Genomic DNA, 22,570 nt, shown 5'->3' with positions numbered 1-22,570 from the left:
CATGTCCGATTCACGGCCGCACCAGATTCGACCTGTATGCTCTCTTTGATAGTGGTCCGCACGTTACTGCGTTCGGATACAAACCACCCGAAAGGAGCACACCCATGACCGTTGTGACAGGTCTCTTCGACACGCCCGGCGATGCTGCCGCCGCCGTCCACACCCTCGAAGCCCGTGGCATACCCGAGAACGAGATCAGCATCATGGCCGGCGAGAACTTCAAGAAAGACGCCTTTGCCATTGACTCGCACTCGAAGCTGCCCGAAGGCGTCGCGATCGGCGCAGGAACGGGCGGTGCCGTTGCGGCCCTCGCCGCCGGCCTGACCACCGTCGGCGCCGTTGCGACCGGCGGCGCGGGATTGCTGGTTGCCGGACCGATCGTCGCAGCGCTCGCGGGCGCCGGCGCTGGTGCGGCAACGGGCGGCGTCGTCGGCGGTGCGATTGGCGCTGCGATTCCCGAGCACGAGGTAAAGCACTACGAAGACGCCGTGCAGAAGGGCTCGGTGCTCGTGGGCGTGCACTGCGACGATTCAGACCACCAGTCAATCGCCAAGCAGACTTTCAAGGACTGCGACGCGGATCGCGTCTCCAGCGCCTGATCGGCCGCACACGGCTGGCTCAAAGCCCGCCTCAAAGAGAAAACGCCATCCTCGGCCACGAACGGCTGAGGATGGCGTGCCTGGTTTCGGCCCGCTCGGTTATTCGAGCACGATGATCTCCACGCGACGGCTTTCGCGCTTGGTGCCCTTGGGCTTGGCTGGGCCATATGCGGCCGAGTGCACGCGGTCGTTGCTCAGGCCCTTGGAGACCAGGTAGCTCTCCACCGCCATGGCTCGCTCGGCGCTCAAGCGTTCGTTGGTCTTCCAGTCGCTCTTCTTGATGGGATCGTTGTCGGTATAGCCCGCCACGCGGATCTCGGCGTTCGGATACCTCTGCTGGATGACCCGCACCACGCCATCGAGCACGCTGCGGGCGCCCGACTTGATCGTGACCGAGCCCGAGTCGAACAGCACCTCGCCGGCAATGTCGACCACGACCTCGCCCGGTCGGCGGCTAACGCCCGCGCCCAAGCCCTCGAAGCCGGTCATGTCGCCCGGCGCCGGCTGGGCGGCCAGCTGTGCCGCCAAATCACGATTCTGCTCGTCCAGGGCGCGGTAGCGGGCCTCCGCATCGCTGAGGGCCATCTCAAGGCTTTCGTTGACGCGGCGGAGTTCCTGGTTCTCCATGACCAGCGGGTCGTCGGGGTTCGGGCCGTTGCTCGCGCAGCCCACCGTCGCCAGCGCCACGGCCAGCAGCACCGACATACAGGCCACACGAGAGATCGAATTGCGAAGCGAGACGCACATGGGCATGCCTTGGATCCTCCAACGCCGATGCGGAGCGGAATGCAACGGTCCGGCAACGCCCCCTCCGTGAGGGCAACCGAACACCGCAACCTTATCGGCGAGACCGCCCCGAAAGCTGTCGCTTGCGAGCAAAAACCGTGCAGGGGCGCTTTTTGACCGTGGCGACCGGCCATGGGTGATCCGTCAGCGTTTTCCCCATTCAGGCCGCATCAGCCGTGACTCTGATGTCGTATACATCGCCATGACGAGAACCAACCTCTTTACCCTCATCGTGCTGCTTTTGGTAGCTCTGGCGGCGAGGTACTTGACGATCGTCTTTTTCGATCTGGCTGCCATCGGGGCAACCAACGGCGTCATACGAGATCTGTCAGCCTCCGAGGCGGTATCGGACTCCGACTTTCAGGATGCGAGTAAGGCTGTTTATGACGCGATCGAGCAGAACACGGGTTACAGGCTCGTCGTTCACTTGGTACTAGATGCAGTGATAATCGTGTCAATGCTGTGGTGGATGGGTTCGCGTCGCCATGCGTCATCTCGGGCGGTATCGACGGCCCATTCAACGAGCCGGATTGGGTGACAACAGACCGAGCCCCGCGCGCGAGTGAAGGGGATGGATGTCCGGATGTGCATGCCGATCAAAACGCCTTGCATCCGGCCAAGATTTCGGGTACAACTCTGGCATGAGCAGGTACGCCAGGGGCCAATCGATCGCCAGCATGCTGGCCCTGACCACAATGGTCGGCCTTCTGGCTCTTGAAATGGCGCCCGACGCGTCGTGGAAGATCAGGATCCCGATGGTGATCGTGTTCGTGCTTGTCGCGGCGATGGCGCTTGCTTTCGCGATCCTCACTTGGTTCGATCGACCGAAACGCTCGAAGCCTCAGGCTACGGAAGATTCACCGGCTGCCCCGTCATCAGGCTCAGCCCGAACTCAACCGCCGGCTTGAACAGCAGCACCAGCACGGTGGCGATCGCAAGCGAAGGGCCGTAGGGCATCGCCCGCCCCACGCCGCGGCTGAGCGAGAGGCTGTAGAAAGTCAGCAGGATGCCCACGAACGCTGCCCCGAAGAAGGCCAGCACGGCATCGACCCAGCCCACGCAGGCCCCCACCGCGGCCATCAGGTGTACGTCGCCCAGGCCCATGGCCTCCTTGCCGAAGCCCAGGCTGCCGAACAGCCGGATGGCCCATACCACGCCGCCACCCACAAGGTAGCCCAGGAGCGAGCCGCCCAGCACGTCCAGCCACAGCGGGCACAGGCCCTCGAACGAACCGGCCAGGACGAATCCGGCGATCGCGAGCACCATGGGCGGCGCCAGGAAGGCCATCTCCTTCACCATCTCGCGCCGGGCGTGCGGATAGGCAATCCACACCTCGGCATCGCTGGCCTCTTCGGACGCGTCCTGCGATCGTGCCGGCACGAGCAGCCGCAAGGGAACCCCGGCGAGCACCGGGCCGATGGCCGCCCCGATGCCCGCACCGATGCCCGGGGCGTAGCCCAACACCCCGGCCACGACGCCACCGGCAATGGCGCTGAGCAACACCAAAATCACGACGATCGCAGGGCCGCGCAGCCAGCCGGTCTGCGGTCGCCACTGGCCGGTTTCGGAGGCGTCCATCTCCTCGAGCGTCGGCAGCGGCGGCAGGCCCTGCTCCTTGCGGTGGGCTTCTTCCCATGCCTCGGCGTCGGCGAAGCTCCGGCGGATCAGGCCCAGCTTGACCAGCAGCAGCGACACGCCAAGGCCCACGACGCCGCCCACGCCCAGCCCGAGGCTCGCCCAGCCGTGCGAGGGAATCGCCCATCGCCAGGCCATCTCGCCGCCGGGCATGGGATACTCGAGGCCCTTGATGGTCATGAACACGCCGTAGCCGGTGTGGATGAGCACGCCCGCGAGCGTGGCGAACCACGGCAGGACCAGCGGAATCATGGTGGTCTTCAGGTCGGTCAGCGTCATCGCCAGCAGCGAACCGAGCAGCAGCAGCACGACGGCGAAAATCGGCGCCGATTGCGCCGGCACGCCGTTGTACCGGTCGACCGCCGCCCAATCGGGCCGCAGGGTCGCCAGGTCGAGCCCGAGCACCTCGAAGCCCGAGCTCGTCACGCTCATCGCGGGGATCAGGTACCACGCGATGTAGAAGACCGTAAAGAGGCTGGCCGCGAACAATTCGACGAGCGGATACTCGGGGGATATGGGCGTCCGGCAGTAGCGACACCGACCCCGCAGGATGACCCAGCCGAAGATCGGGATGTTGTCGTTCCAGCGCAGCCGGGTCTCGCACGCCGGGCAGCGCGAGGGCGGCGTGACCACCCCGATGCCACGAGGCAACCGATACGCCAGTACGTTGATGAGCGACCCCACGCACGCGCCGAAGGCGAACACGAACAGCAGGGTGGCCACTCGGGGCAGGATAATCAGCAGGTCTTGCACGCGTTCAGGGCTCCGGCAGGGCTATCGGCCAGATCGCTCGGCAGGGTCAATCGGCCTTGCTCGCCTGCCCGTCGGCTCCCTCGGCCTGGAGTTTGCCCGTCACGTCTTCGATCCGCTGCTCGGCGTCCTTCAGAAGGCTGCGGCACCGCGCCAGGAGCCGAATGCCCTTCTCGTACTCACCGATGGACCGCTCCAGCCCGCTCTGGCCGGTCTCGATCCGCTCGATGATGGCCTCGACCTCGGCCAGGGCCTCCTCAAAGCTCGGCTCGGGCCGGGACGCATCGGGTTTGGGCTTCTTCTCGGCCATGGACTTCAATCTCCCGGATCGCCAAACAGGCCCGGCTGGGGCGGTTCGCTCTTCTTCGTACGCCTGGACCCGGCAGGTCGGCTTGCCGGCGCTTGCCCGCCAACCGTCGAGCGTACCCGCCCGTCGGCAAGCGTGGTGACCAGTTCGTCTCCGGCCGACACCGCCGTCGCCGAGCGAACGAGCCGACCATCGCCAAGCGTGGTATAGGAATACCCCCGCGCGAGGACGGCCTGCGGCCCGACGGCTCGCAACTGACGCTCCTGGGCATCCAACGTCTGGCCCGCGGCGCGAAGGCGCTGCGCCACCGCGCGCTCCAGACGTTCGGCCACGTGATCCAGCCGCTGCGCTCGGCGAGAGAGCTCGGCGGCGGGCTTGTGCGCATCGAGGCGCGCATGCAGCCGTTCGAGCCGAAGCGTGGCGTGGTGCATCCTTGTGCGCAACCGGTCGGCCAGTCGATCGGCGGATCGCTCGAGCCGCCCGCGTGCATCGGCGGTCATGGTCGCCGGGTTCGCCATCGGCCGGCGACGGGCGAGGGCCTCGATTGCGCGCGCGGCCTCCGCCGTCCGGCGCAGCAGCGCGCCACGCATCCGGGCGTAGGCAAGGTCGACCTGCTCGAGCAGCGTGTCGCCATCGGGCGTCAGCCGCATCGCTGCCTGCGTAGGCGTCGCGGCCCGGACGTCGGCCACCAGTTCGGCGATCGTCGTATCGGTCTCGTGCCCGATGGCCGCCACCACCGGAACCGGGCACTTCAGGATCGCCTCGGCCAACGCTCGGTCGTTGAAGGCCCAAAGGTCTTCGGCCGACCCGCCGCCACGGGTGATGATGATCGCGTCCACGCCCATCTCCCGATGACGGCGAGAGAGGGCCACCAGCTTGGCGCGCAACTCGGCGGCGGCCGATTCACCCTGCACGCGCGCATCAACCAGGGCGACTTCCACGGCCGGGCAACGGCGACGCATCGTGTCCAGCACGTCCTGCAAGGCGGCCGAACTGCGGCTGGTGATGACAGCCACGCGGCGCGGGAACGTGGGAAGCGGCCGCTTGCGAACCTCGTCGAACCAGCCCAGCCCGCGCAACTCCTCGCAGAGCTGCTTGAACGCCAGATCCAGTGCGCCGGCCCCCACTGGCTGCGCGTTGGTACCGATGAACGAGAGCTTGCCCGCCTTGGCGTAGAACTCCAGGGACCCGGTGACGACGACCTCGAGCCCGTCGCGCAGCACGATTCGATGCTTGCGCACCACGTTGGCGAACAGCACGCACGAGATCACCGCCTCGCCGTCCTTGAGGTCGAAGTACAGGTGCGTGCGATCACGCAGCCCGCTGACCTCGCCCACGACACGAAGCGGGCTGGCCACCCCCCGCCGGATGGCCCCGTCGACCAGCGCCGCCAGCTCGCGCACCCGCATGGGCGCCTCGCCGCCAGACGCCGGACTGGATGGCTCCGGCTGGCGCGGGCGGGAGGCCATCTTGGATGGATCGAACAGCGGGCGCGTCATCCACAGATTATCGCACCCCAAAAAGGAAGGGCCCCACCACGCAGCAGGGCCCCCCAGGCAAAGAAGGAGAACGTTCTCGGACGAGATCAGTCGGCGGACGCGACCGTCGCCTCCTGCTCGGGTTCGGCAGAGGCACGCACCGTTGCCTCGTGGGCCTTCATGCGCTCCAACGCGGCGACCAGGCGGGCACGGTCAGACGCAGGCGCCTGCACGCGGAAACCCCCGCCTCCGCTGGCGCCTTCGGGCATGCGGATCGTCGCTCGGGGCACGATGGCGGCGCGGTCTGCGCCGACGCGCTCACCGGCATAAGAGGTCACCGCCGCGTTCTCGCGCAGCCACGCGAGCCTGGCTTCTTCCAGACGATCGGCCACGTACCGCTGGGCGCGGACGAAGCCGTTGGTCACGCGGGCGTAGTTGCGGATGGTTCCATCGACGCGAATCTCGAAGCGCGACGGGTCGTTCTGACGCTCGTGGGGGTTGATGACAAACCGCTGGAATGGCTCGAGCCGATCCATGGTCGGCACTTCGACGACGATCCGGGTCTCGCCCTGAGCGTCGCTGGAGGACGTGGCGGCTTCCACCGTGCGCACGTCGCTGACCGGGTGCAGGCCCTGGGCAAGGGCCGAGCCGGCCATCGCGCCACAAGCAAGCAATGCGATTGCAGTTCCGTTCTTCATATCTTCACTTCTCCCGCTCTGCCACCCTCCGGGCGGCGTGTGGGTCAGACCCCCTGCACAGGACTATTCAACCGCATAAACCAATCTGTTGCAAGGCTTTATGCATCGAGAGCCAAAAATGGTTCAAGCACACGCCCGGAGGACCCGCACAGCCTGACTTATCCGGACTTCCCGGCCGTCATGCCCGCATAGATCGACTCGACCGCGGCCACGTGGGCGGCTCCAACGTGAAAGCGCTCGATGGCTTCCAGGCCCTTGCCGCGGCGCTCCTCGGCCAGCCGCTTGTCTTCGAAGACGCGGCGGAGTTCTTCGGCCCATCGATCGGGATCACCCGGATCGAGTTGCGTGACCCCATAGTCCGGGCCGAGTTCGTCGATGATCGGATCCGTCACCGCCGCGACGAGGATGCCCTGGGCGTGGGCGTCGAGCACCATGCTTCGGTGTTCGTGCAGGGCCTCGGGCACAAGCAGCGCGTCGACACGCAGGGCTGGCTCGCGGTGGGCCTCGACCGAGGGCACGAAGCTCACGTGCTCGGCCATGGCCAGTCGCTCGACCACCGTCCGCAGGTGAGCATGATGGGCCGCGTCGGCATCAGCGAAGATGAGCGGGGGTTGATCGCCATCGAGCCGAACGCGCGAGAGCGCTTCCATCGCATGGGCCCAGCACTCGCGATCATGGCCCGTACCCGCCAGCAGGACGGCTGGACGATCGCCCGCGGCCATGGGCCGATCGGCACCCGAACTGGGCTCGGCATGGACGCCCCAGCGGACGAGCCTGAGGTGCCGGCTGTCGAGTTTGCGAAGGCAGCGACGTTCCAGGCCCGGGCTCGGGACGCTTGCGATGACGCGATCGTCAACGCTGTCCAGGTGTGCGCCGCCCAGCGCGTCGGCCAATGGCGCGCTGTAGACCTCCAGAACGAGCCCGGCCCCCAGCAGGCCTGCCGTTTCGAAGGCCAGGGGCCACGCCTGGGCGCCGAACACGTGAACGAGCGCGACGCCGTCGCTGCCGCTCGACTCGAGGGCCTGTTGCGCCAGGCTCCGCGCCCGGCGACCGAGCGGCGGCAGCGGGCCGTGGGGCGTGTAGCCGATGGCCTGGGAGAACACCCGCCCGTCGAGCAACTCGGGCAGCGTATCGGGCACGGCATGGAACACGCGCGTGCCGCCGGTAACCAGGCCGACCTCCAGCCGCGAGAGCAGATCGCGCTCGCGCGAGGCGAAGTCTTCGTCGGCCAGGATCATGACGGCGGGCATGGCGCCTCGCTTGGTTGATGCAAGGGCGCTCAAACGCTGGCAACGGCCTCACGCTTAGCGCGATAGTTCAGGTCCGGCGGGCGGCTCTCGTGGTCGCTGACGGCACGCGTCCGCCACACGCCGACCCAGTGGCCCTTCTCGACTTCCTGGAGGTAGTAATCGCCGGCGGGTTCGTCCTTGGCGGCAAGGTCTGCCGGCGGCTTGTGCCAGGGCCACCACGGGCGCACGCCCTGGTCGGCTCCGGGCAGGCGCTTGAACTGGGCCTCGTCTTCGACGACCTCCTTGATGGTCACCAGGCGATCGAGCCGGCTGCCGATCTTGGGAATGCTCGCCAGCAGCCCGCGCGTGTAGGGGTGCATGGGGTTGTCGAAGACGTCGAACACGGTGCCGTACTCGACTACGCGCCCGGCGTACATGACGCATACCACGTCGGCGTTCTCGGCCACCACGCCCAGGTCGTGGGTGATGAGCATGACGGCCATGTCCATCTCGTCCTTGAGCGACGAGAGCAACTCGAGGATCTGAGCCTGGATGGTCACGTCCAACGCGGTGGTCGGCTCGTCGGCCAGCAACAGTCGCGGACGACAGGCCAGGGCCATCGCGATCATCACGCGCTGACGCATGCCACCACTGAACTGGTGGGGATAGGCCTTGATGCGCTTCTCGACGTCGGGGATGCCCACCGATCGCATGGCTTCCAGGGCGATGTCACGGGCCTTGCTCGCGCTGACGCTCTGGTGTAACAGGATGGCTTCCATGATCTGATCGCCCACGGTGTACACCGGGTTGAGGCTGGTCATGGGCTCCTGGAAGATCATGGCGATGTCGTTGCCGCGGATCTCACGCATCTCCTTTTCGCTCTGGCGGAGCAGGTCGATGGTGTTGCCGTCCTCGGTTCGGAACTGGATCTGACCGCGATCGAAGCGGCCGGGCGGACGGGGCACGAGTTGCATGGAACTCATCGCCGTCACGCTCTTTCCGCAGCCGCTCTCTCCCACCACGGCGAGCGTCTGGCGCGGGTAGATGGTCATGCGCACCCCGTCGACGGCCTGGATGCGCGGACCATTCCCATTGTCGAACGAGACGGCAAGATCACGCACCTGGATCAGTGGCTTGGCGTTGGGATCAACGTCGCCGGCCTTGGTGCTCTTGAGTGTGGTCGCGTCGGTCAAGTCGGGACTCCGTAGTCGTCTGGCTCGTTCTTCGTCCGGGGGTGTGGCGTCGGCACCGTGATCACACGCGGGCCTTCTTGAGCTTGGGATCGATGGCGTCGCGGAGCGCCTCGCCGATGAGGTTGTAGCTCAGCACGGTCAGGAAGATGGCAAAACCGGGGAAGATGGCCAGCCACCACATGAACTTGCCAACCTGGTTATTCGCGTCGCTCAGCAGTCGGCCCCAGCTTGCCTGGTTTGCAGGCCCCAGGCCCAGGTAGCTCAGCACGGCCTCGGCAAGGATTGCCGCCGCGATGGCGAATGATGCATCCACCAGCACGGGCGTTACGCCATTGGGCAGCATGTGCTTGAACAGCACGCTGCGAAGCGGCAGGCCGACCGAGCGGGCCGACTGGACGAAGTCCTGATTTCGAAGCTTGTAGAACTCGGCGCGAATGAAGCGTGCGCTGCCCGTCCACGTGACGCACCCGATGATGGCCATCATGACGTAGGTATTGCGGGGCAGCACGGCGGCGGCGACGATCAGCAGGAACAGCAGCGGGATGGCCATGAAGACCTCCACCACGCGGTAGAGCAGCATGTCGACCCATCCGCCGAAGTAGCCCATGAGCGCGCCCACCGTCACGCCGATGACCACCGCGATGGCCGTCGAGACCAGCCCGATAGAAATCGACAGCCGGCAGGCGTGAAGCAACTGGCTGAGCATGTCCTGCCCGCCCGAATCGGTGCCGAGCACGTACGCTGGCCCGGGCAGCGACTCGAGCAGATCGATCGCGCCCGCCACGTCCAGATCGGGATCTGCCGCCGCTGCCTCGGCCACGACGGCGAAGGCCACATCGGGATCGGTCGGCAGCGTGTCGGCCGCGTAGCCGAGTTGGTCCTCGATGGCAGCGAGCACTTCGGCGTCCAGCGGCATCTCTTCCACCGGCGTGCCCGTGCTGCGCGATCGATCGCTGAGCGCGACGTCTTCCAGACCCTTGAGCACCTGTGAATACACGGTGCTGCCCGGCGGCAGGAGGTCGACGGCCGTCCCGCCCTGGTTGGGCGACCACGGGATGATCGTGTAGATCGCGCTGATGCGGCCCTGGGTCTCCTGGGCGACGTAGCGGAAGTTGGGCAGCGGCGTGGACCAGCGGACCGCCATCAGCCCGAACATCACGAGCCCCACCAGCAAGGCGACGCCCGCACGGTTGCGCAGCTTGTTCAGGGGGTGGGCCACGATGAAGAGCCCGCCGATGACCGCGGCGATGATGAGCGAGGCGATGGTCTCGAAGTACGGCTGGCGCTCGAAGGCACGCAGCCACGGGGCCGCGTCGCGGTTGGCCGCCTGCCCGCTCACGATCGAGTGCACCAGCATGGTCAGCCCGGCCTGCAGCGAAACGGTCAGCAGCACCTTCGCGCGATCGCCACGCGAGCCCCACCAACGAGGCACGAGCAACACCAGCCCCACCATCGCACCAACCAGCAGCGTGAGATCGACCACCGTGAGGTAGCGCAGCAAGGGGCTCCGCACCGGCGCCTGCTCGTCGATGCCCGCGGCGATGCCAACGAGCGAACCGATCGCAACGAGCCAGAGCACCGGCGTGGTGGCGATGCGCGCCCGCCGCGAAAGGTCGAACGCGCCGGCCGCCCAGACGAGACCACCAGTGGCCGCAAGGTCCACGATGATCTGGAAGGCGAAGCTGGTGGCTTGCCCGTCCTGGGGTCGGCCCAGCAGGAACTGCGCGAAGCCATAGAGCGCCGAGCCGAGTTCTTCCTCGCTCTTGCCGATGAAGAACTGGGCGAACACCCGCAACGCAAACACGCCCGTCACCAGCAAGGCAAGACCGGCCAGCGCAGGCATGGGCAATCGACGAGGCGCGAGTATCCATGCGGCCGACCAGATCAGGGTGAACAGGATCAAGCGGACGCCATCGAAGCTGGTGATGGCAGGGCCGAGATCACCCAGTAGCTTGGCCAGCGGGTTCACGTCCGGCTGGGCGACCATCAGGATCGGATGTCCATTGGCCACCAGCGGCGCAAAGACGGCGAAGAATGCGATCATCGCCACCCATGCGATGCCGATGACCGCGCCCGGACGCTTGAAGACCTGCTTCCAGGCCTCGGTCCAGAAGCCTTCGGCCGGCCGATGCCCGATGCCCTGCATCAGGTGCACGCCGGTGACCGAGGTCAGCTCCTGCTCGCCCTCGAAGTCGCCGGGGGCGCGCATGTCCTTGCCCGGATCGTCCATGGGCCCGGGCACGCCGCCGGCCTCGCTCGATGTGGTCGGTTCGTTCTTCATCAGTCGTAGGAGATCCGTGGGTCTGCAAGGGCATACAGGATGTCGGCAAGCAGCAGCGCCAGCATGTTCACCAGGCCGACGATCAGGGCGTTGGCCATGAGCAACTCGCGATCACGCAGCCCGATGGCGTCGATGATCAGGCTGCCCATGCCCGGCACGCTGAAGATGCGCTCGATGACGACCGAACCGCCCAGCATGGCCGGGAAGATCGAGACGAACATCGTGATGATCGGAAGCAAGCTGTTGCGGAACACGTGGCGGAAGACCACGTCCTTGTGCGAGACGCCCTTGGCCTTGGCCGTGCGCACGTAGTCGGCGTTGAAGTTCTCCAGCATCGCTGCGCGAGTCTGCTTGCTCAAGATCGCAAAGCCGGTGTACACCAGGCACGCCACGGGCAGCACCAGGTGCCACAGCGTGTCGAGGATGTAGCCCCGCTGCCAGCGCCCTTCGACCACCTGGGGCAGCATGGTCATCGACTCGGCCTCGGGCGAGTGCAGCCCGGTGACGGGGAACCAGCCCAGCCAGTCCTTGCTTGCCAGAAAGCCCACCGCCAGCACGCCCGCCCACACGACCGGGATCGACCACAGGGCCACGTAGAAGGCTCCCAGGCCCACGTCGACCAGCGAGCCCTGCCGGCTGGCGGCCAGCACGCCCGAAGGAATGGCAACGAAATAGATGATCGGCACCGCGATCAGGTTCAGCATCAGCGTGACCGGGAGCGCCTCCCAGATCAGCGTCGATACGGGGCGCGAACGCGAGAAGCTCATGCCCAGGTCGGGAGCGGCAAGCGACACGGTGCCGGGGATGATCGGCACGCCGGCCTGCCGGAACAGCTTGGCGTCGAACACCGCCTGCGAGCGCGCCGTCGCGTTCAACAGGAGCTCGTAGTCGCGCAGCATGTCGGCGGCGCGAGCCTCGGCCGTTGCCCAGAGCGCTTCGTCGGCCGACGCGAACGCGCTCTTACCGATGCGCTTTGCGGGTCCGGGCTTGATCTGTCCGCGATCCTTGACGGCTTCGGGGTGGTCGATGGCCTTGGCCAGATCGCCCATGGCGATCTCGAACCGCGTGCGCGATCCCAGGTACGCCGCACGCACCTGGGCGTAGTTGCCTGCCGCTCGGCGATAGATCTGGGCGCGGGCCTCGGCATCGTCCGGAGGGACGACCTCTGCGGCGGGCTCGGCTTCGGGCAAGTCTTCGGCAAACCACTGCCACAGGGGCGGCGCATCGATCTTCTTGGGCTCGGAGAATCGCTCGCCGCTCGGCGTGAACTGGTCGCGGGCGCCGAACTTGATCGGGCTGACCCGGCCAAGCCACCGCACGTATTGGACGAGATACGGCGCATCGAGCCCGTATCGATCTTCGAGGTATGCCCGCTGCTGGGCGACGCTACCGGAGTCCATCTGTCCGCCGCCCGAAACCTGAAGGGCGGCGCCGACGCCGCCGGGGCTCATGGCCACGAGAAGGAAGATCAGCAGGGTCATGCCGATCACCGTGGGGATCATGAGGAACAGGCGTCGGATGATGTAAGTGGTCATACGCGGTGGCGCTCGTGAACGAGGAAATGGATCGCGGCGCGAGCCGGGGCGCGAACGCCTCGGGCGACGTCAGTTCTGCGTGGGCTGGCTCTCGCGGCCGACCCAGAACTCGGCGTACTGCAGGCCCGAGTTGTACTCCTGGATGTTGCCCGACCGCTTGGTCGTGAAGCGAATCCAGGGGATCTCGTTCATGAACGTGTACGGCTGCTCTTCGTGATAGACCGAGTGCAGCTCGTGCCAGACCTTCATGCGTTCATCGAAGTCCAGCGTCTGACGTCCCTTCTCGATGAGCGTGTCGGCCTCGGGGCTGTTCCACTGGATGAAGTTGTCGCCCTGGTTCTCGATGTTGTCCGAGTGCCAGATCTGGTAGGGGTCGCTCTCGGGCGCCGAGGCCGACCACGCGAAGGTGATGGCGTCGAAGTCGCGGCGGTTGAGGATGTCAACGAGCACCGACCAGTCGATGGTGCGCAGCTGCATGTCGATGCCGTAACGCGCAAAGTCGGCCTTCATGAAGTTGGCCATCTGGAGCGTCGAGTCGGACCCGTTGGAGAAGGTGAACTCGAAGGTGAAGGGGTTGCCATCTTCGTCCTCGAGCATGCCGTCGCCGTCGCGGTCCTCCCATCCGGCCTCGGCCAGGAGCGCGAGCCCGGCGTCGGGGTCGTGCGGCCACGGCTCGATCTCGGGATTCGACTGCGGCGTGGAGCTGAGGAACGGGCCCGTGGCCGGACGCACGAGGTTCTTGGAGATGTCACGACGGATGCGATCGCGGTCGATCATCATCGTCATGGCCTTGCGGACGCGGGCATCGTGGAAGGGGGTCAGCTTCTGGCCGTTGCGTGGGCCGCACTGCCAGGCGATGAAGGAGTAGCCACCGCGCATGTTGTACCAGATGCGGGGATCGTGCTGCTCCAGGAATCGCTGATCGGCACGCTGCTCGACGAACTGCTGGGCGTTGGGACGCATCATGTCGCCGCGGCCGCTGTTGTAGGCGATGAGCTTGGTGGTGTAATCGCTGATGACCGTGATGCGGTAGCTGTCCAGGGCGGGCTTGGGGCCCCAGTACTGCTCGTTGCGCACCAGAACGATGTCGCTGGGCGGGCTCCACTGCGAATCGGGCGAGACCGTCGCGAAGCGGAACGGACCCGAGCCGATCGTCAAGGCCGTGCTCTGGTTATACCGCGTGGGACTGGCGATCCATTCCTGATAGATGTGCTTGGGCAGGATCTTGAAGCCCATCGCCTGGTCGAGGTTATCGAACCGGGGCGTCTTGAAGGTAAACTCGACCACGCGACTGGTCTCGGGATCGCCGATGACCTCGATGTCTTCGATCGAGTTGTACACGCTGCGGAAGCGTTCGGCCTCGATCTGCATGTTGAAGAGCAGATCCTGATACGTCCAGCGGACGTCTTCGGCCAGCACGGGCGAGCCGTCGCTGTAGCGGGCCTCGTCGCGAATCTTGACGCGCAGCCACGTGCCGTCCTCGGGGTACTGCCATGCCTCGGCCAGCAAGCCGCGCATCTTCAGCGTCTTGGGGTCATACCAGCCCAGGCTCTCGCAGACCAGGTCCACCACGCGACGGCCGTAGACGTCGGCGTAGGTGTACGGCGTGAGCTTGGGCGGCTGGCCCTCGTAGATCTCGGTGAACTCGCCCCCGGGGGTGAAGCCTTCGTCGTCGCGCGGGTCGCTGGTGAAGGTCCAGGGCTCGCTGACGGTGACCTCGACGCCTTCCCGGGCCCAGTCGGTACTGGCCGGAGCGGTATCGGTGGTCACCGGTTGGCCGCCGGGCATGGGAGCGCCCTGGCCGGCGACGACGACCGGGCGGCGGGTGATCTCGGTCTCCAGCCGGACGATCTGCTTCTCGAGGGCTTCGAGTTTGGCGTTGGCCTCGACGGTCTTGTCCCAGCGGCGGTCATCCTGATAGATGGCCACCCAGACGCTGACGAACAGCCCCAGGATGAGCGCGATGACGATCAGGTCCTTCAGACCGAAATTGTTCTGCATAATCCAAACCTCGGCGGGTCTTTGACCCCAGCAGGCGTGTTCGGCTCTCGAGTGGGCGCAGTGATAAAGAGCCACCAGCACCCATCGCTAGTGTAGCGTGCAGGGATTATGAAGCCCGAGGCCCATCGCGGCACTTGCGCGGCCTAGCCGACCCTCAAACAGAACACGGGCCCACACGCCGCGAATGCGGCGTACGAGCCCGACAGGGGGAACCCGATGGGTCGCGATCAGGCGGCGCGGGGGCCGTCGTCGTCGCCGTCCAGATCGAACCGGTCGATCAGGTCGCGGAGGTTGTCAAGCCGGCGCTGGGTCTGCTCCAGAGCCTTGTTGACCTGTGCGACCGAATCGCCGGCCGGACCCACCGACAGCCGCAGCGGGCTGTCCGGCGCCGGCGGCGTCTTGGCGCGTTTGCCTTTGGGCGACGGACCTTCGGGCGGGGTTGTATCGGTATACGTAAGCATCGCTATGGCATCGGCTTAGCCACACGATGTCTTTGCGCCGATCGCCGCGAATCGGCGCGCGAAACACGGTTTGGGCCGCTCCAATCGGCATGCGCGATGCGGAATGACGTTCGGACGTTGTTATTGGGCCCTGGCGGCCCGGCGCTCTGCTTTGCTGCGGATCTTGGGCTCGGTTCCTGCCGCAATGCGGCTGAGATTGCCCCGGTGGCGGACTACCACGAGCAGCGCAAGCAGCGTGGCGATTGCAAGCATCGGATAGACCGCCGGCCGCAAACCACCATGGACGAACGCCGGGACCAAGGCCGCCCAGATGGGAACGCTTGCGGCGGCGCAGACCGACGCGAGACCGACGTATCGCGACATCTTCAGGACGATGAGCCAGACCAGCAATCCGCCGACGACGGCGACGGAAAGCACCCAGAACACGCCCAGCAGGGCGCCGAGCCCCGTCGCGACCCCCTTGCCGCCCCGGAAACCCAGATAAGGCGAGAACATGTGTCCCAGCACGGTGGCAACCGGCGTGAGCAGCCAGAGCCATACGTCGGCGGACGGCGCGTCGAGATCGGCCAGCGTGCCGAGCGCAAGCCCCGCGGCAAGGGTCGGCAGCAGGCCCTTGAGCACGTCGAGCGTGAAGCACAGGTTGCCCGGCCCACGTCCGAGAACTCGCTTCACGTTGGTGGCCCCGATATTGCCCGAGCCGGCCTTGAAGATGTCCACGCCCTTGGCACGGGCGATGAGGTAGCCGAAGGGGATGGCCCCGATCAGGTAGGCTGCGGCGGCAAGGACGAGGGCAAGGAACACGGGGCGAGGGTATGGAGCCGGTTTGGTGCAAGAAGCGTTGGCGGAACGGCCGGTTTGGGGTAGGCTATTGGTTCAGGCCTACTTATCTAGAGGAGGGGGCGAGATGGATACGCGGATCTGCATGGCGGCGGTGCTTGGCCTCGGATGTGTGGCGGTGGCCCAAGAGACGGTCTCGATCGACCTGGCAGGCGTCCGGCTTGAGGACGGGCGCGACGTGTCGCGGAGCAGTGCTCCGGACACGATCACTCCGGCCACGCGGTACCGCTACGAGGTTTCGGGCATGGTGCAGGGCAGCGGCGTCGTGCTGGGCTCGCTGTTTCCCGATCCCACGCCTCTGGCCGACGCACTCGAGCAGCTCTCGCCCGGGTCTTCGGACTTCCTGACCGGGGAGGTCGACAACCTCGCCGGCACGCATCCGTTTCAGGTGCTCGGCGAGACGTTCATGGGCGAGGAGACGCTGGCGGGCATCACCGTGCGTTTCGCGGCGACGTTCGACGCGGGCATCGGCGCCGACGACGTGGCGTTCTTCAACATTCGCGACGTCACGCTCTCGCCGAGCTTCCTCGTGGGCTCGCTCACGTTTACCGAGGGCACGGCGTTCATCGAGCGCGTCGAGATCGACTGCCGGGCGGACATCGACGGCGATGGCAGCCTGACGATCTTCGACTTCCTTGCGTTCCAGAACGCTTTCGACATGGGCGACCCGATCGCGGACTTCGATGGCGATGGATCGCTGACGCTGTTTGATTTCCTGGCGTTCCAGAACGAATTTGCGGTGGGCTGCGGCTAAGACGGTTCACCGCCACGACGGGAGACGGCATGATCTCGAGCATGCTCGAGCGAATCCTCGCAGCGCCGTCGGTGCACGTCGGCGTCGCTCGGGGGCTGGTCTTCGTGGCGGTCGCGATCATCGTGTTCGCGCTGTTTGATCGCCTTGCGCGGGCCGCGGTGGGCGCGCGCCGGCGGCACTGTCCCAAGTGCCGCTACTCGCTCGATGGGTTGGCGGTCGACGATGATCGCTTCCTGTGCCCCGAGTGCGGCTTCCGCAGCACGCCCACGCGGACGGGCCGGTTCGAGCGGTATGACTGGCAGCCGCGAAAGCGACTGCTGTTCCTCGGCGTGGTGGTGTTGCTGGCGTCCACGTTCACGTGGTGGTGGTTCGAGCGGCCGGCACCGGGGCCCGCGCAGCCGCAGGCTGCCCGGCACCTTCCGCCGGCGCCCTATCCCCCGCCACCGCCCAGGCTGCCGGGATCAAACTAGCACGTCCGCCGCCGCTCAGTATGGATTGATGGGCGTGAAGGGCAGGACGATCGAGACGAGGATGAGCACGATGATGACCCACTCAAGGGTTTCGAGACGGCGCGTGCCGGCGACGCCTTCCATCTTGTCGTAGAGGTTGTCGGTGGCCTCGAGCTTGCGGCGGACGCTGGCGTGCCAGGCGGGCAGGTCGAGCCTGCTTGCGGCCACGCGGTAGAGGCGGGCCAGGTACTGGTTGCCCAGGAGCTTGATGGCGTTGTTGACGCCCTCGAACATGACGGCGGCGTCGGTGTGGGCGGCGGCGACGCGGCCCAGGATGCGGCCGGTGGCAAAGCCCGGCCAGATGCGACGCTTGATGAGGTCGTTGAGGGTTTCGTCGGCGTGGTCGAGGATGGCGTCGAGCTCCTGGTCGAGCACGCGGAGCTCGAGCAGCTCGACGTTGGCGTGCTGGAGGACGGCGATGACGTCCTGGGGCTCCTTGTCGAAGAGCACCGCGGCGTTCCAGTCGATGATGGCCAGGTCGTTGTCCGTGTAGGCGATGCGGCCCGAGAGCGTTCGCTCGGCCTGTTCGTGCGAGACGGGTTCACGCTCGGCCTCCAACGCCATGGCCAGCGTTGCCTGGAAGTCCCTGGCCAATTCCTGGGGGTTGGCGTCGGCGGGCCACTGCTCGATGGAAAGGACGGTGTAGTCCTCGACGGCCTCGTGGAGCTTGGGGCGGACGACGGCCGAGCCGATGGCCTCGATGATGCGCTCAAGATGGGCCCTGGCATCGGCCTCGAGAGCCGCGTTGTCGTGCAGGGCGCAGGCCAGGGCCGGGAGCTGGTCGAGCGAGGTGGGCAGCGGGGTCCGGTAGGTCAACAGGGCGGCGCCGAAGTCGTAGAGCAGCAGTTCCACGCTGGCATCGGTCATCGGCGCCGACGGGCCATCGGCCAGGGGAATCTGGTTTCCCGAGAGCACGAGCATCAACGGCGGCGGGCTGTAGTCGAACCAGACCGGGGCCGGACGGCGTGCGCGGACGACGCGGCGGCGGGTGGCTTCCTGCACCCAGGGCTCGGCCCTGTCCAGGTCGACCTGGAAGCCGATGTCGAAGGCGAGCATGGTCCAGGCCCAGCCGGCGATGTCGACCGAGCCGCCTTGGGGCGAGGGATTGGGTTGCGTATCTGGCATGGGAATCCACGAGGCTGGAAATAGCGCGGCTGCTGTTGACGATATACACTATCGACACCTCGCCGGGCGCGGCCACGCACATCGCGTCGGCCCGCCGAATAGCCCGGCTCGTGGGTGGGGATCGGTGCATCCGTGGAACAACCCGAATCTGGCGCGCCCGCACACTCGCGGCAGCTGGACATCGACATGCTTCCCCAACCGGACGACGAAACGTGCGGGCCGACCTGCCTGCACGCGGTGTATCGGTATTGGGGCGACCAGCGGCCGCTTGGCTCGGTGATCGAGTCGGTGCGTTCGTTGAACAACGCCGGGGCCGGTCGCGGCACGCTGGCGGTCATGCTGGGCGTGCACGCGCTGGCCCAGGGATACTCGGCCTCGCTGTACACGTTCAATCTTCAGATGTTCGATCCCACGTGGTTCGACGCTCTAGGCCAAGCGGACCCGCGGCTGCTCGGCGAGAAGCTTGCGGCCCAGGTGGCCGCCAAGAGCTACGAAGACATGCGCTTTCCGGTGGCGACCGAAAGCTACCAGGAGTTCGTTCGGCTTGGCGGTCAGATCCTGTTCAACGACCTGACGAGCGAGTTGGTGTCGGGGTTCATTAGTTCTGGCCGACCGGTGTTGACCGGGCTCAGTGCGACGTACCTGTACAAGTGTGCGCGCGAGTATGGGCCCAATGACGATTACGATGACGTTCGCGGCGAGCCATCGGGGCACTTCGTGGTGCTCCATGGCTACGACGAAACCGCTCGAATGGTGCGCGTGGCCGACCCGCTTGCCGACAACCCGGGCTTCGAGGTCCAGGGCTATGAGATTCCGCTTGCCCGCCTGGTGCCGGCCATCATGCTGGGCGTGCTGACGTACGACGCCAACTTGCTCGTCATCGAACCGAAGAAAACCGTCTCGGAGGCCAACGGCCAAACGTCATGAAACCCTTGTTGATCGTTGACTCGCCCAAGCGCTTCCCGATGGACGTGCCCGGCGCGGAGACTGTTTCCGCGTACCGGTATCTCACCGACCCGCAACTGGCGCACGGTCGCGGGCGCAAGGTGTTCAACCTGTGCCGGAGCCTTCGCTACCAGGCGTCGGGCTATTACGTCTCGCTGCTGGCCGAGGCACGCGGGCATCGGTGCCTGCCGTCGGTTGCGGCCATTCAGGACATCCGGCTCGCTGCGGTGGTCAGACTTGCGGGCGACGACCTTGACGAGTTGATCCAGAAGAGCCTGCGGCGCATCAAGAGCGAAGCCTTCGAGCTGAGCGTGTACTTTGGCCACAACATGGCCGAGGGTCACGAGTCGCTGGCGCTGGCGTTGTTCAACGCTTTTCCGGCGCCGTTGCTGCGGGCACGCTTCGAGCACAATGGGCACTGGCGGCTTGCATCGGTCCGCGTGATCGGCCTGGCGGACGTTCCCGAAAGCCATCGTTCGTTCGTGGTGCAGCAAGCCGAGCGGTACCTGCGTCGAGCCCCGCGGAAGGCCAAGGAGTCTCCGGCGGCTCGATTCGACCTTGCCATCCTGCACGATCCCGACGATCCGATGCCGCCCAGCGACAAGAGGGCGCTCTCGCGATTCATCGAGGCGGGCGAGAAGATGGGCATCCGCTGCGATCTGATCGACAAGTCGGCCGCGGGTCGGATCGCCGAATACGACGCGCTGTTCATCCGCGACACGACGTACGTGGACCACTACACGTATCGCATGAGCCGGCGGGCAGCGGCCGAGGGCATGGTGGTCATCGACGATCCGCAGTCGATCGTGCGGTGCACGAACAAGGTGTTCCTGGCCGAGACGCTCGGCAGGCACAAGCTGGCGGCGCCCCGCACGCTTGTGTTGACGCGCGACAACGCGGTGGAGGGACTTCGGTCGCTGGGTTTTCCGTGCGTGCTGAAGCAGCCGGACAGTTCATTCTCGGCCGGCGTGTCTCGCGTCGACGGCGAGGAAGGCCTCGATGCCGTCCTTGATGCGCAGTTCGAGCACACCGACCTGATCGTGGCGCAGGAGTATCTGCCCACGGACTTCGACTGGCGCATCGGCGTGCTGGCGGGGCGGCCGTTGTTTGCGTGCCGATACGGAATGGCGCCCGGGCACTGGCAGATCGTCAACCACAAGACCAGGGGCAAGTCGAACGCCAAGTATGGCGACTGGCAGACCATGCCCGTGGAAGAGGCGCCCAACGACGTGGTGAAGCTGGCGGTGAAGGCTGCGGCGCTCATGGGCAACGGGCTGTATGGCGTGGACCTGAAGGAAGTGAACGGCAAGCCGATCGTGATCGAGGTGAACGACAACCCGAACATTGATTCGGGCGTGGAGGATCAGGTGCTGGGCATGGAGCTGTATCGCCGGATCATGGAGCACTTCTTCTGGGAGCTCGAAGCCCGATGAGTAGCGCGGTCCAAGCGTGGCGGAACTCGATTGGCCTGTTCGGCGCGTACGGCGTCGAACTGGAGTACATGATCGTCGATGCCCAGACGCTCGACGTGCGGCCGGTGGCCGACGAGCTCTTTGCCATGATGAACGACGGCGACCAGAGCGTGGGCGAAGCCGAGCCCGACGGGCCCGACGGCCCGGTGAGCTGGTCGAACGAACTGGTGCTGCACGTGCTGGAGCTGAAGACGCAGAAGCCCGCACCGTCGCTCGATGGTCTGGCAGGGCATTTTCAGCGGCACGTTGGCATCGCAAACGAAAGGCTGGCACAAATGGGCTGCCGGCTGCTGCCCACGGGCGCGCACCCCTGGATGGATCCACTGAAAGACACCAGGCTGTGGCCCCATGAGTACACCGAGGTCTACAAGGCCTACGACGCCATCTTCAACTGCCAGGGGCACGGCTGGAGCAACCTGCAGAGCACGCACCTGAACCTGCCCTTCGGCAACGACGAGGAGTTCGGGCGCTTGCATGCGGCGCTGCGGCTCGTGCTGCCACTGGTGCCTGCGATCGCGGCCAGTTCGCCCATCCTCGAAGGCCGGTGGAGCCCCGTGGCCGACCAGCGGCTGGAGTACTACCGCAACAACTCCAAGCGCGTGCCGCTCATGGCCGCCAAGGTTGTGCCCGAGCCGGTGTACACGCGTGAGGGCTATGAGCGCGACATCCTGGGAAAGCTGTACGACCAGCTCGCGCCGCTGGACCCCTCCGGCGTGCTGCGGCACGAGTTCGCCAATGCGCGCGGCGCGATGGCGCGCTTCGACCGCGGCGCCATCGAGCTGCGATTGCTGGACATCCAGGAGTGCCCCGCGGCCGATTTGGCCGTCGTTCGGCTGGTGAGCGAACTGGTGCGGGCGCACGTGGAAGAGCGGTGGATGCCCTACGAACAGCAGAAGAAGGTCTCGACCGACGCGCTGTACGACGTGCTGCTGGAGACCATCCGCACGGCCGAGCGCACGCGCATCCGCGAGCGATCGCTGCTGGACGCCCACGGCGTCGGCGGCTCGCTGGTGTGGGCCAAGGACCTGTGGCAGCGGCTGGCCGAGCAGGTGATGCCCGAAGGCCACGAGGACACGGCGGTGATGGGCCGCCTGCTCAACGCCGGCACCCTGTCCAAACGCATCGGCGGGGCGATCAAGCGATATCCGACGCGAAACGAGCTGCGTGAGGTGTACCGCGAACTGGCCGACTGTCTCCGGGATGGGACGCTGTTCCGTGCGTGACGAACCCACGTGGGCGCCCGAGGTGGTGGTCCTGTCCTGCGAGCATGGCGGGCACGACGTACCCCCGGCATATGCATACCTGTTCAAGGGGGCCGACGACGTGCTGGCCAGCCACCGCGGGTGGGACATCGGCGCCCTGGGCGTGGCCCAGCGGATGGCGTGCGTCACGAGCTGGCCGCTGGTGGCGTGCACGTTCACACGATTGCTCGTGGAGCCCAACCGCTCGCCCGACTCGGGCACGCTCTTCAGCAGGTACACGCAGGGGCTGGATGACGCGACCAAGGCGATCATCACACGCGACTATTACGAGCGCCACCGCGGCAGCGTCGAACGGGTGGTGGGCGACGCCATTGGCGCGGGCCGGCGGGTGCTGCACGTGGGCGTGCATTCATGCACGGACGAACTCGACGGCCGCGTGCGGGAGCTGGAAGTTTCGCTGCTGTTCGACCCGGATCGCGAAAGCGAGGCCGAGATCTGCCAGGCGTGGAACACCGAGCTTGCGATGCTCGAGCCCGCGTGGCGGCTGCCGTTCAACGAGCCGTACAAGGGCACCGACGACGGGCTGACGACGTGGCTGCGCGGGAAGTTCCCCGGGGACTACTACGCGGGCGCCGAGGTTGAGGTGCGTCAGGGCCTGATCGCCGGCATGAACGCCCGGCGGCACGTGGGCGACGTGCTGGTTCGGGCGCTGTCTGCGGTGCTCGCCCCTTCCGTCAAGCCGGCGATCGGCTGAGCGTTCCGGGCGTAGACTG

21 protein-coding genes are annotated in these 22,570 nt (G+C 66.5%); 8 read left to right on the top strand and 13 right to left on the bottom strand.

Translation table 11 applies throughout. The features are described from left to right. Positions 1–104: 104 nt before the first annotated feature. Positions 105–599: a hypothetical protein gene (locus RIE32_10455; protein ID MEQ9096672.1), complete on the top strand. Its 495-nt coding sequence runs from the start codon at positions 105–107 to the stop codon at positions 597–599. 99 nt (positions 600–698) lie between these two features. On the opposite strand, the gene RIE32_10450 is transcribed toward RIE32_10455, so the two are convergent. Beyond that, complete coding sequence (locus RIE32_10450; GenBank protein ID MEQ9096671.1) at positions 699–1,352, bottom strand: OmpA family protein; 654 nt, start codon at positions 1,350–1,352, stop codon at positions 699–701. Positions 1,353–1,587: 235 nt separating this feature from the next. Between RIE32_10450 and RIE32_10445 the strand changes: the two genes are divergently transcribed. After that, positions 1,588–1,923 carry a hypothetical protein gene (locus tag RIE32_10445; GenBank protein MEQ9096670.1) on the top strand — a complete coding sequence of 112 codons (336 nt, stop codon included), beginning with the start codon at positions 1,588–1,590 and terminating at the stop codon, positions 1,921–1,923. A 308-nt stretch (positions 1,924–2,231) separates the two neighbouring features. Here the strand turns inward: RIE32_10445 and RIE32_10440 are convergent, their stop codons facing one another. From RIE32_10440 to plsY, 11 genes are all read right to left on the bottom strand, one after another. After that, on the bottom strand, positions 2,232–3,773 hold the full coding sequence (locus tag RIE32_10440; GenBank protein MEQ9096669.1) for a prepilin peptidase: 1,542 nt from the start codon (positions 3,771–3,773) through the stop codon (positions 2,232–2,234). A 46-nt stretch (positions 3,774–3,819) separates the two neighbouring features. Further along, the gene (gene xseB, locus RIE32_10435; GenBank protein MEQ9096668.1) at positions 3,820–4,080 is read right to left on the bottom strand and encodes an exodeoxyribonuclease VII small subunit; all 261 of its coding nucleotides are present in this window, start codon (positions 4,078–4,080) and stop codon (positions 3,820–3,822) included. A 5-nt stretch (positions 4,081–4,085) separates the two neighbouring features. Then, complete coding sequence (xseA, locus tag RIE32_10430; protein MEQ9096667.1) at positions 4,086–5,576, bottom strand: exodeoxyribonuclease VII large subunit; 1,491 nt, start codon at positions 5,574–5,576, stop codon at positions 4,086–4,088. An 86-nt stretch (positions 5,577–5,662) separates the two neighbouring features. Next, on the bottom strand, positions 5,663–6,253 hold the full coding sequence (locus RIE32_10425) for a hypothetical protein (protein ID MEQ9096666.1): 591 nt from the start codon (positions 6,251–6,253) through the stop codon (positions 5,663–5,665). A gap of 158 nt (positions 6,254–6,411) precedes the next feature. Then, entirely contained in the window at positions 6,412–7,503 is a 1,092-nt protein-coding gene (locus RIE32_10420) for a glycosyltransferase (GenBank protein MEQ9096665.1), read from the bottom strand. Between the two features lie 29 nt (positions 7,504–7,532). Next, positions 7,533–8,675: an ABC transporter ATP-binding protein gene (locus RIE32_10415; GenBank protein ID MEQ9096664.1), complete on the bottom strand. Its 1,143-nt coding sequence runs from the start codon at positions 8,673–8,675 to the stop codon at positions 7,533–7,535. Positions 8,676–8,736: 61 nt separating this feature from the next. Continuing rightward, positions 8,737–10,956 carry an ABC transporter permease gene (locus RIE32_10410; protein MEQ9096663.1) on the bottom strand — a complete coding sequence of 740 codons (2,220 nt, stop codon included), beginning with the start codon at positions 10,954–10,956 and terminating at the stop codon, positions 8,737–8,739. Next, on the bottom strand, positions 10,956–12,491 hold the full coding sequence (locus RIE32_10405) for an ABC transporter permease (protein ID MEQ9096662.1): 1,536 nt from the start codon (positions 12,489–12,491) through the stop codon (positions 10,956–10,958). Before RIE32_10405 ends, RIE32_10410 begins: the two co-directional genes overlap by 1 nt. 69 nt (positions 12,492–12,560) lie before the next feature. Further along, positions 12,561–14,492 carry an ABC transporter substrate-binding protein gene (locus tag RIE32_10400; GenBank protein ID MEQ9096661.1) on the bottom strand — a complete coding sequence of 644 codons (1,932 nt, stop codon included), beginning with the start codon at positions 14,490–14,492 and terminating at the stop codon, positions 12,561–12,563. 227 nt (positions 14,493–14,719) lie between these two features. Next, positions 14,720–14,953: a hypothetical protein gene (locus RIE32_10395; GenBank protein MEQ9096660.1), complete on the bottom strand. Its 234-nt coding sequence runs from the start codon at positions 14,951–14,953 to the stop codon at positions 14,720–14,722. A gap of 120 nt (positions 14,954–15,073) precedes the next feature. Continuing rightward, a complete protein-coding gene (plsY, locus tag RIE32_10390; protein ID MEQ9096659.1) occupies positions 15,074–15,754 on the bottom strand; it encodes a glycerol-3-phosphate 1-O-acyltransferase PlsY in 681 nt (226 codons plus the stop codon). A gap of 103 nt (positions 15,755–15,857) precedes the next feature. Here plsY and RIE32_10385 point away from each other — a divergent pair, with 103 nt between their 5' ends. Then, positions 15,858–16,544 (top strand): GC-type dockerin domain-anchored protein, encoded by a 687-nt coding sequence (locus tag RIE32_10385; protein MEQ9096658.1) that lies wholly within the window; start codon positions 15,858–15,860, stop codon positions 16,542–16,544. A gap of 29 nt (positions 16,545–16,573) precedes the next feature. After that, positions 16,574–17,014, top strand: coding sequence for a hypothetical protein (locus RIE32_10380; protein MEQ9096657.1), 441 nt, complete (start codon positions 16,574–16,576; stop codon positions 17,012–17,014). Positions 17,015–17,029: 15 nt separating this feature from the next. On the opposite strand, the gene RIE32_10375 is transcribed toward RIE32_10380, so the two are convergent. Next, positions 17,030–18,178 (bottom strand): hypothetical protein, encoded by a 1,149-nt coding sequence (locus tag RIE32_10375; GenBank protein MEQ9096656.1) that lies wholly within the window; start codon positions 18,176–18,178, stop codon positions 17,030–17,032. A gap of 186 nt (positions 18,179–18,364) precedes the next feature. On the opposite strand from RIE32_10375, the gene RIE32_10370 reads away from it, so the two are divergent. From RIE32_10370 to RIE32_10355, 4 genes are read left to right on the top strand one after another with little or no spacing between them, the layout of a single operon-like run. Next, positions 18,365–19,105, top strand: coding sequence for a C39 family peptidase (locus tag RIE32_10370; protein MEQ9096655.1), 741 nt, complete (start codon positions 18,365–18,367; stop codon positions 19,103–19,105). Further along, positions 19,102–20,556: a RimK family protein gene (locus tag RIE32_10365; GenBank protein MEQ9096654.1), complete on the top strand. Its 1,455-nt coding sequence runs from the start codon at positions 19,102–19,104 to the stop codon at positions 20,554–20,556. The genes RIE32_10370 and RIE32_10365 overlap by 4 nt, the downstream gene beginning before the upstream one ends. Next, positions 20,553–21,818 (top strand): glutamate-cysteine ligase family protein, encoded by a 1,266-nt coding sequence (locus RIE32_10360; GenBank protein MEQ9096653.1) that lies wholly within the window; start codon positions 20,553–20,555, stop codon positions 21,816–21,818. Before RIE32_10365 ends, RIE32_10360 begins: the two co-directional genes overlap by 4 nt. Then, positions 21,811–22,551: an N-formylglutamate amidohydrolase gene (locus tag RIE32_10355; GenBank protein MEQ9096652.1), complete on the top strand. Its 741-nt coding sequence runs from the start codon at positions 21,811–21,813 to the stop codon at positions 22,549–22,551. Before RIE32_10360 ends, RIE32_10355 begins: the two co-directional genes overlap by 8 nt. Positions 22,552–22,570 lie beyond the last annotated feature (19 nt).

This window comes from Phycisphaerales bacterium, from assembly GCA_040221175.1.
GTDB lineage: Bacteria > Planctomycetota > Phycisphaerae > Phycisphaerales > UBA1924 > JAHCJI01.
The sequence above is the reverse complement of the archived record's forward strand: the minus strand, read 5'-3'. Positions and strand labels throughout refer to the sequence as shown.

Bases quoted from the DNA above. Each gene is read 5' to 3' on its own strand.
- RIE32_10455 (MEQ9096672.1), top strand. From the start codon at position 105: ATGACCGTTGTGACAGGTCTCTTCGACACGCCCGGCGATGCTGCCGCC.
- RIE32_10450 (MEQ9096671.1), bottom strand. From the start codon at position 1,352: ATGCCCATGTGCGTCTCGCTTCGCAATTCGATCTCTCGTGTGGCCTGT.
- RIE32_10445 (MEQ9096670.1), top strand. From the start codon at position 1,588: ATGACGAGAACCAACCTCTTTACCCTCATCGTGCTGCTTTTGGTAGCT.
- xseB (MEQ9096668.1), bottom strand. From the start codon at position 4,080: ATGGCCGAGAAGAAGCCCAAACCCGATGCGTCCCGGCCCGAGCCGAGC.
- xseA (MEQ9096667.1), bottom strand. From the start codon at position 5,576: ATGACGCGCCCGCTGTTCGATCCATCCAAGATGGCCTCCCGCCCGCGC.
- RIE32_10425 (MEQ9096666.1), bottom strand. From the start codon at position 6,253: ATGAAGAACGGAACTGCAATCGCATTGCTTGCTTGTGGCGCGATGGCC.
- RIE32_10420 (MEQ9096665.1), bottom strand. From the start codon at position 7,503: ATGCCCGCCGTCATGATCCTGGCCGACGAAGACTTCGCCTCGCGCGAG.
- RIE32_10410 (MEQ9096663.1), bottom strand. From the start codon at position 10,956: ATGAAGAACGAACCGACCACATCGAGCGAGGCCGGCGGCGTGCCCGGG.
- RIE32_10405 (MEQ9096662.1), bottom strand. From the start codon at position 12,491: ATGACCACTTACATCATCCGACGCCTGTTCCTCATGATCCCCACGGTG.
- RIE32_10400 (MEQ9096661.1), bottom strand. From the start codon at position 14,492: ATGCAGAACAATTTCGGTCTGAAGGACCTGATCGTCATCGCGCTCATC.
- RIE32_10395 (MEQ9096660.1), bottom strand. From the start codon at position 14,953: ATGCTTACGTATACCGATACAACCCCGCCCGAAGGTCCGTCGCCCAAA.
- RIE32_10385 (MEQ9096658.1), top strand. From the start codon at position 15,858: ATGGATACGCGGATCTGCATGGCGGCGGTGCTTGGCCTCGGATGTGTG.
- RIE32_10380 (MEQ9096657.1), top strand. From the start codon at position 16,574: ATGATCTCGAGCATGCTCGAGCGAATCCTCGCAGCGCCGTCGGTGCAC.
- RIE32_10375 (MEQ9096656.1), bottom strand. From the start codon at position 18,178: ATGCCAGATACGCAACCCAATCCCTCGCCCCAAGGCGGCTCGGTCGAC.
- RIE32_10370 (MEQ9096655.1), top strand. From the start codon at position 18,365: ATGCTTCCCCAACCGGACGACGAAACGTGCGGGCCGACCTGCCTGCAC.
- RIE32_10365 (MEQ9096654.1), top strand. From the start codon at position 19,102: ATGAAACCCTTGTTGATCGTTGACTCGCCCAAGCGCTTCCCGATGGAC.
- RIE32_10360 (MEQ9096653.1), top strand. From the start codon at position 20,553: ATGAGTAGCGCGGTCCAAGCGTGGCGGAACTCGATTGGCCTGTTCGGC.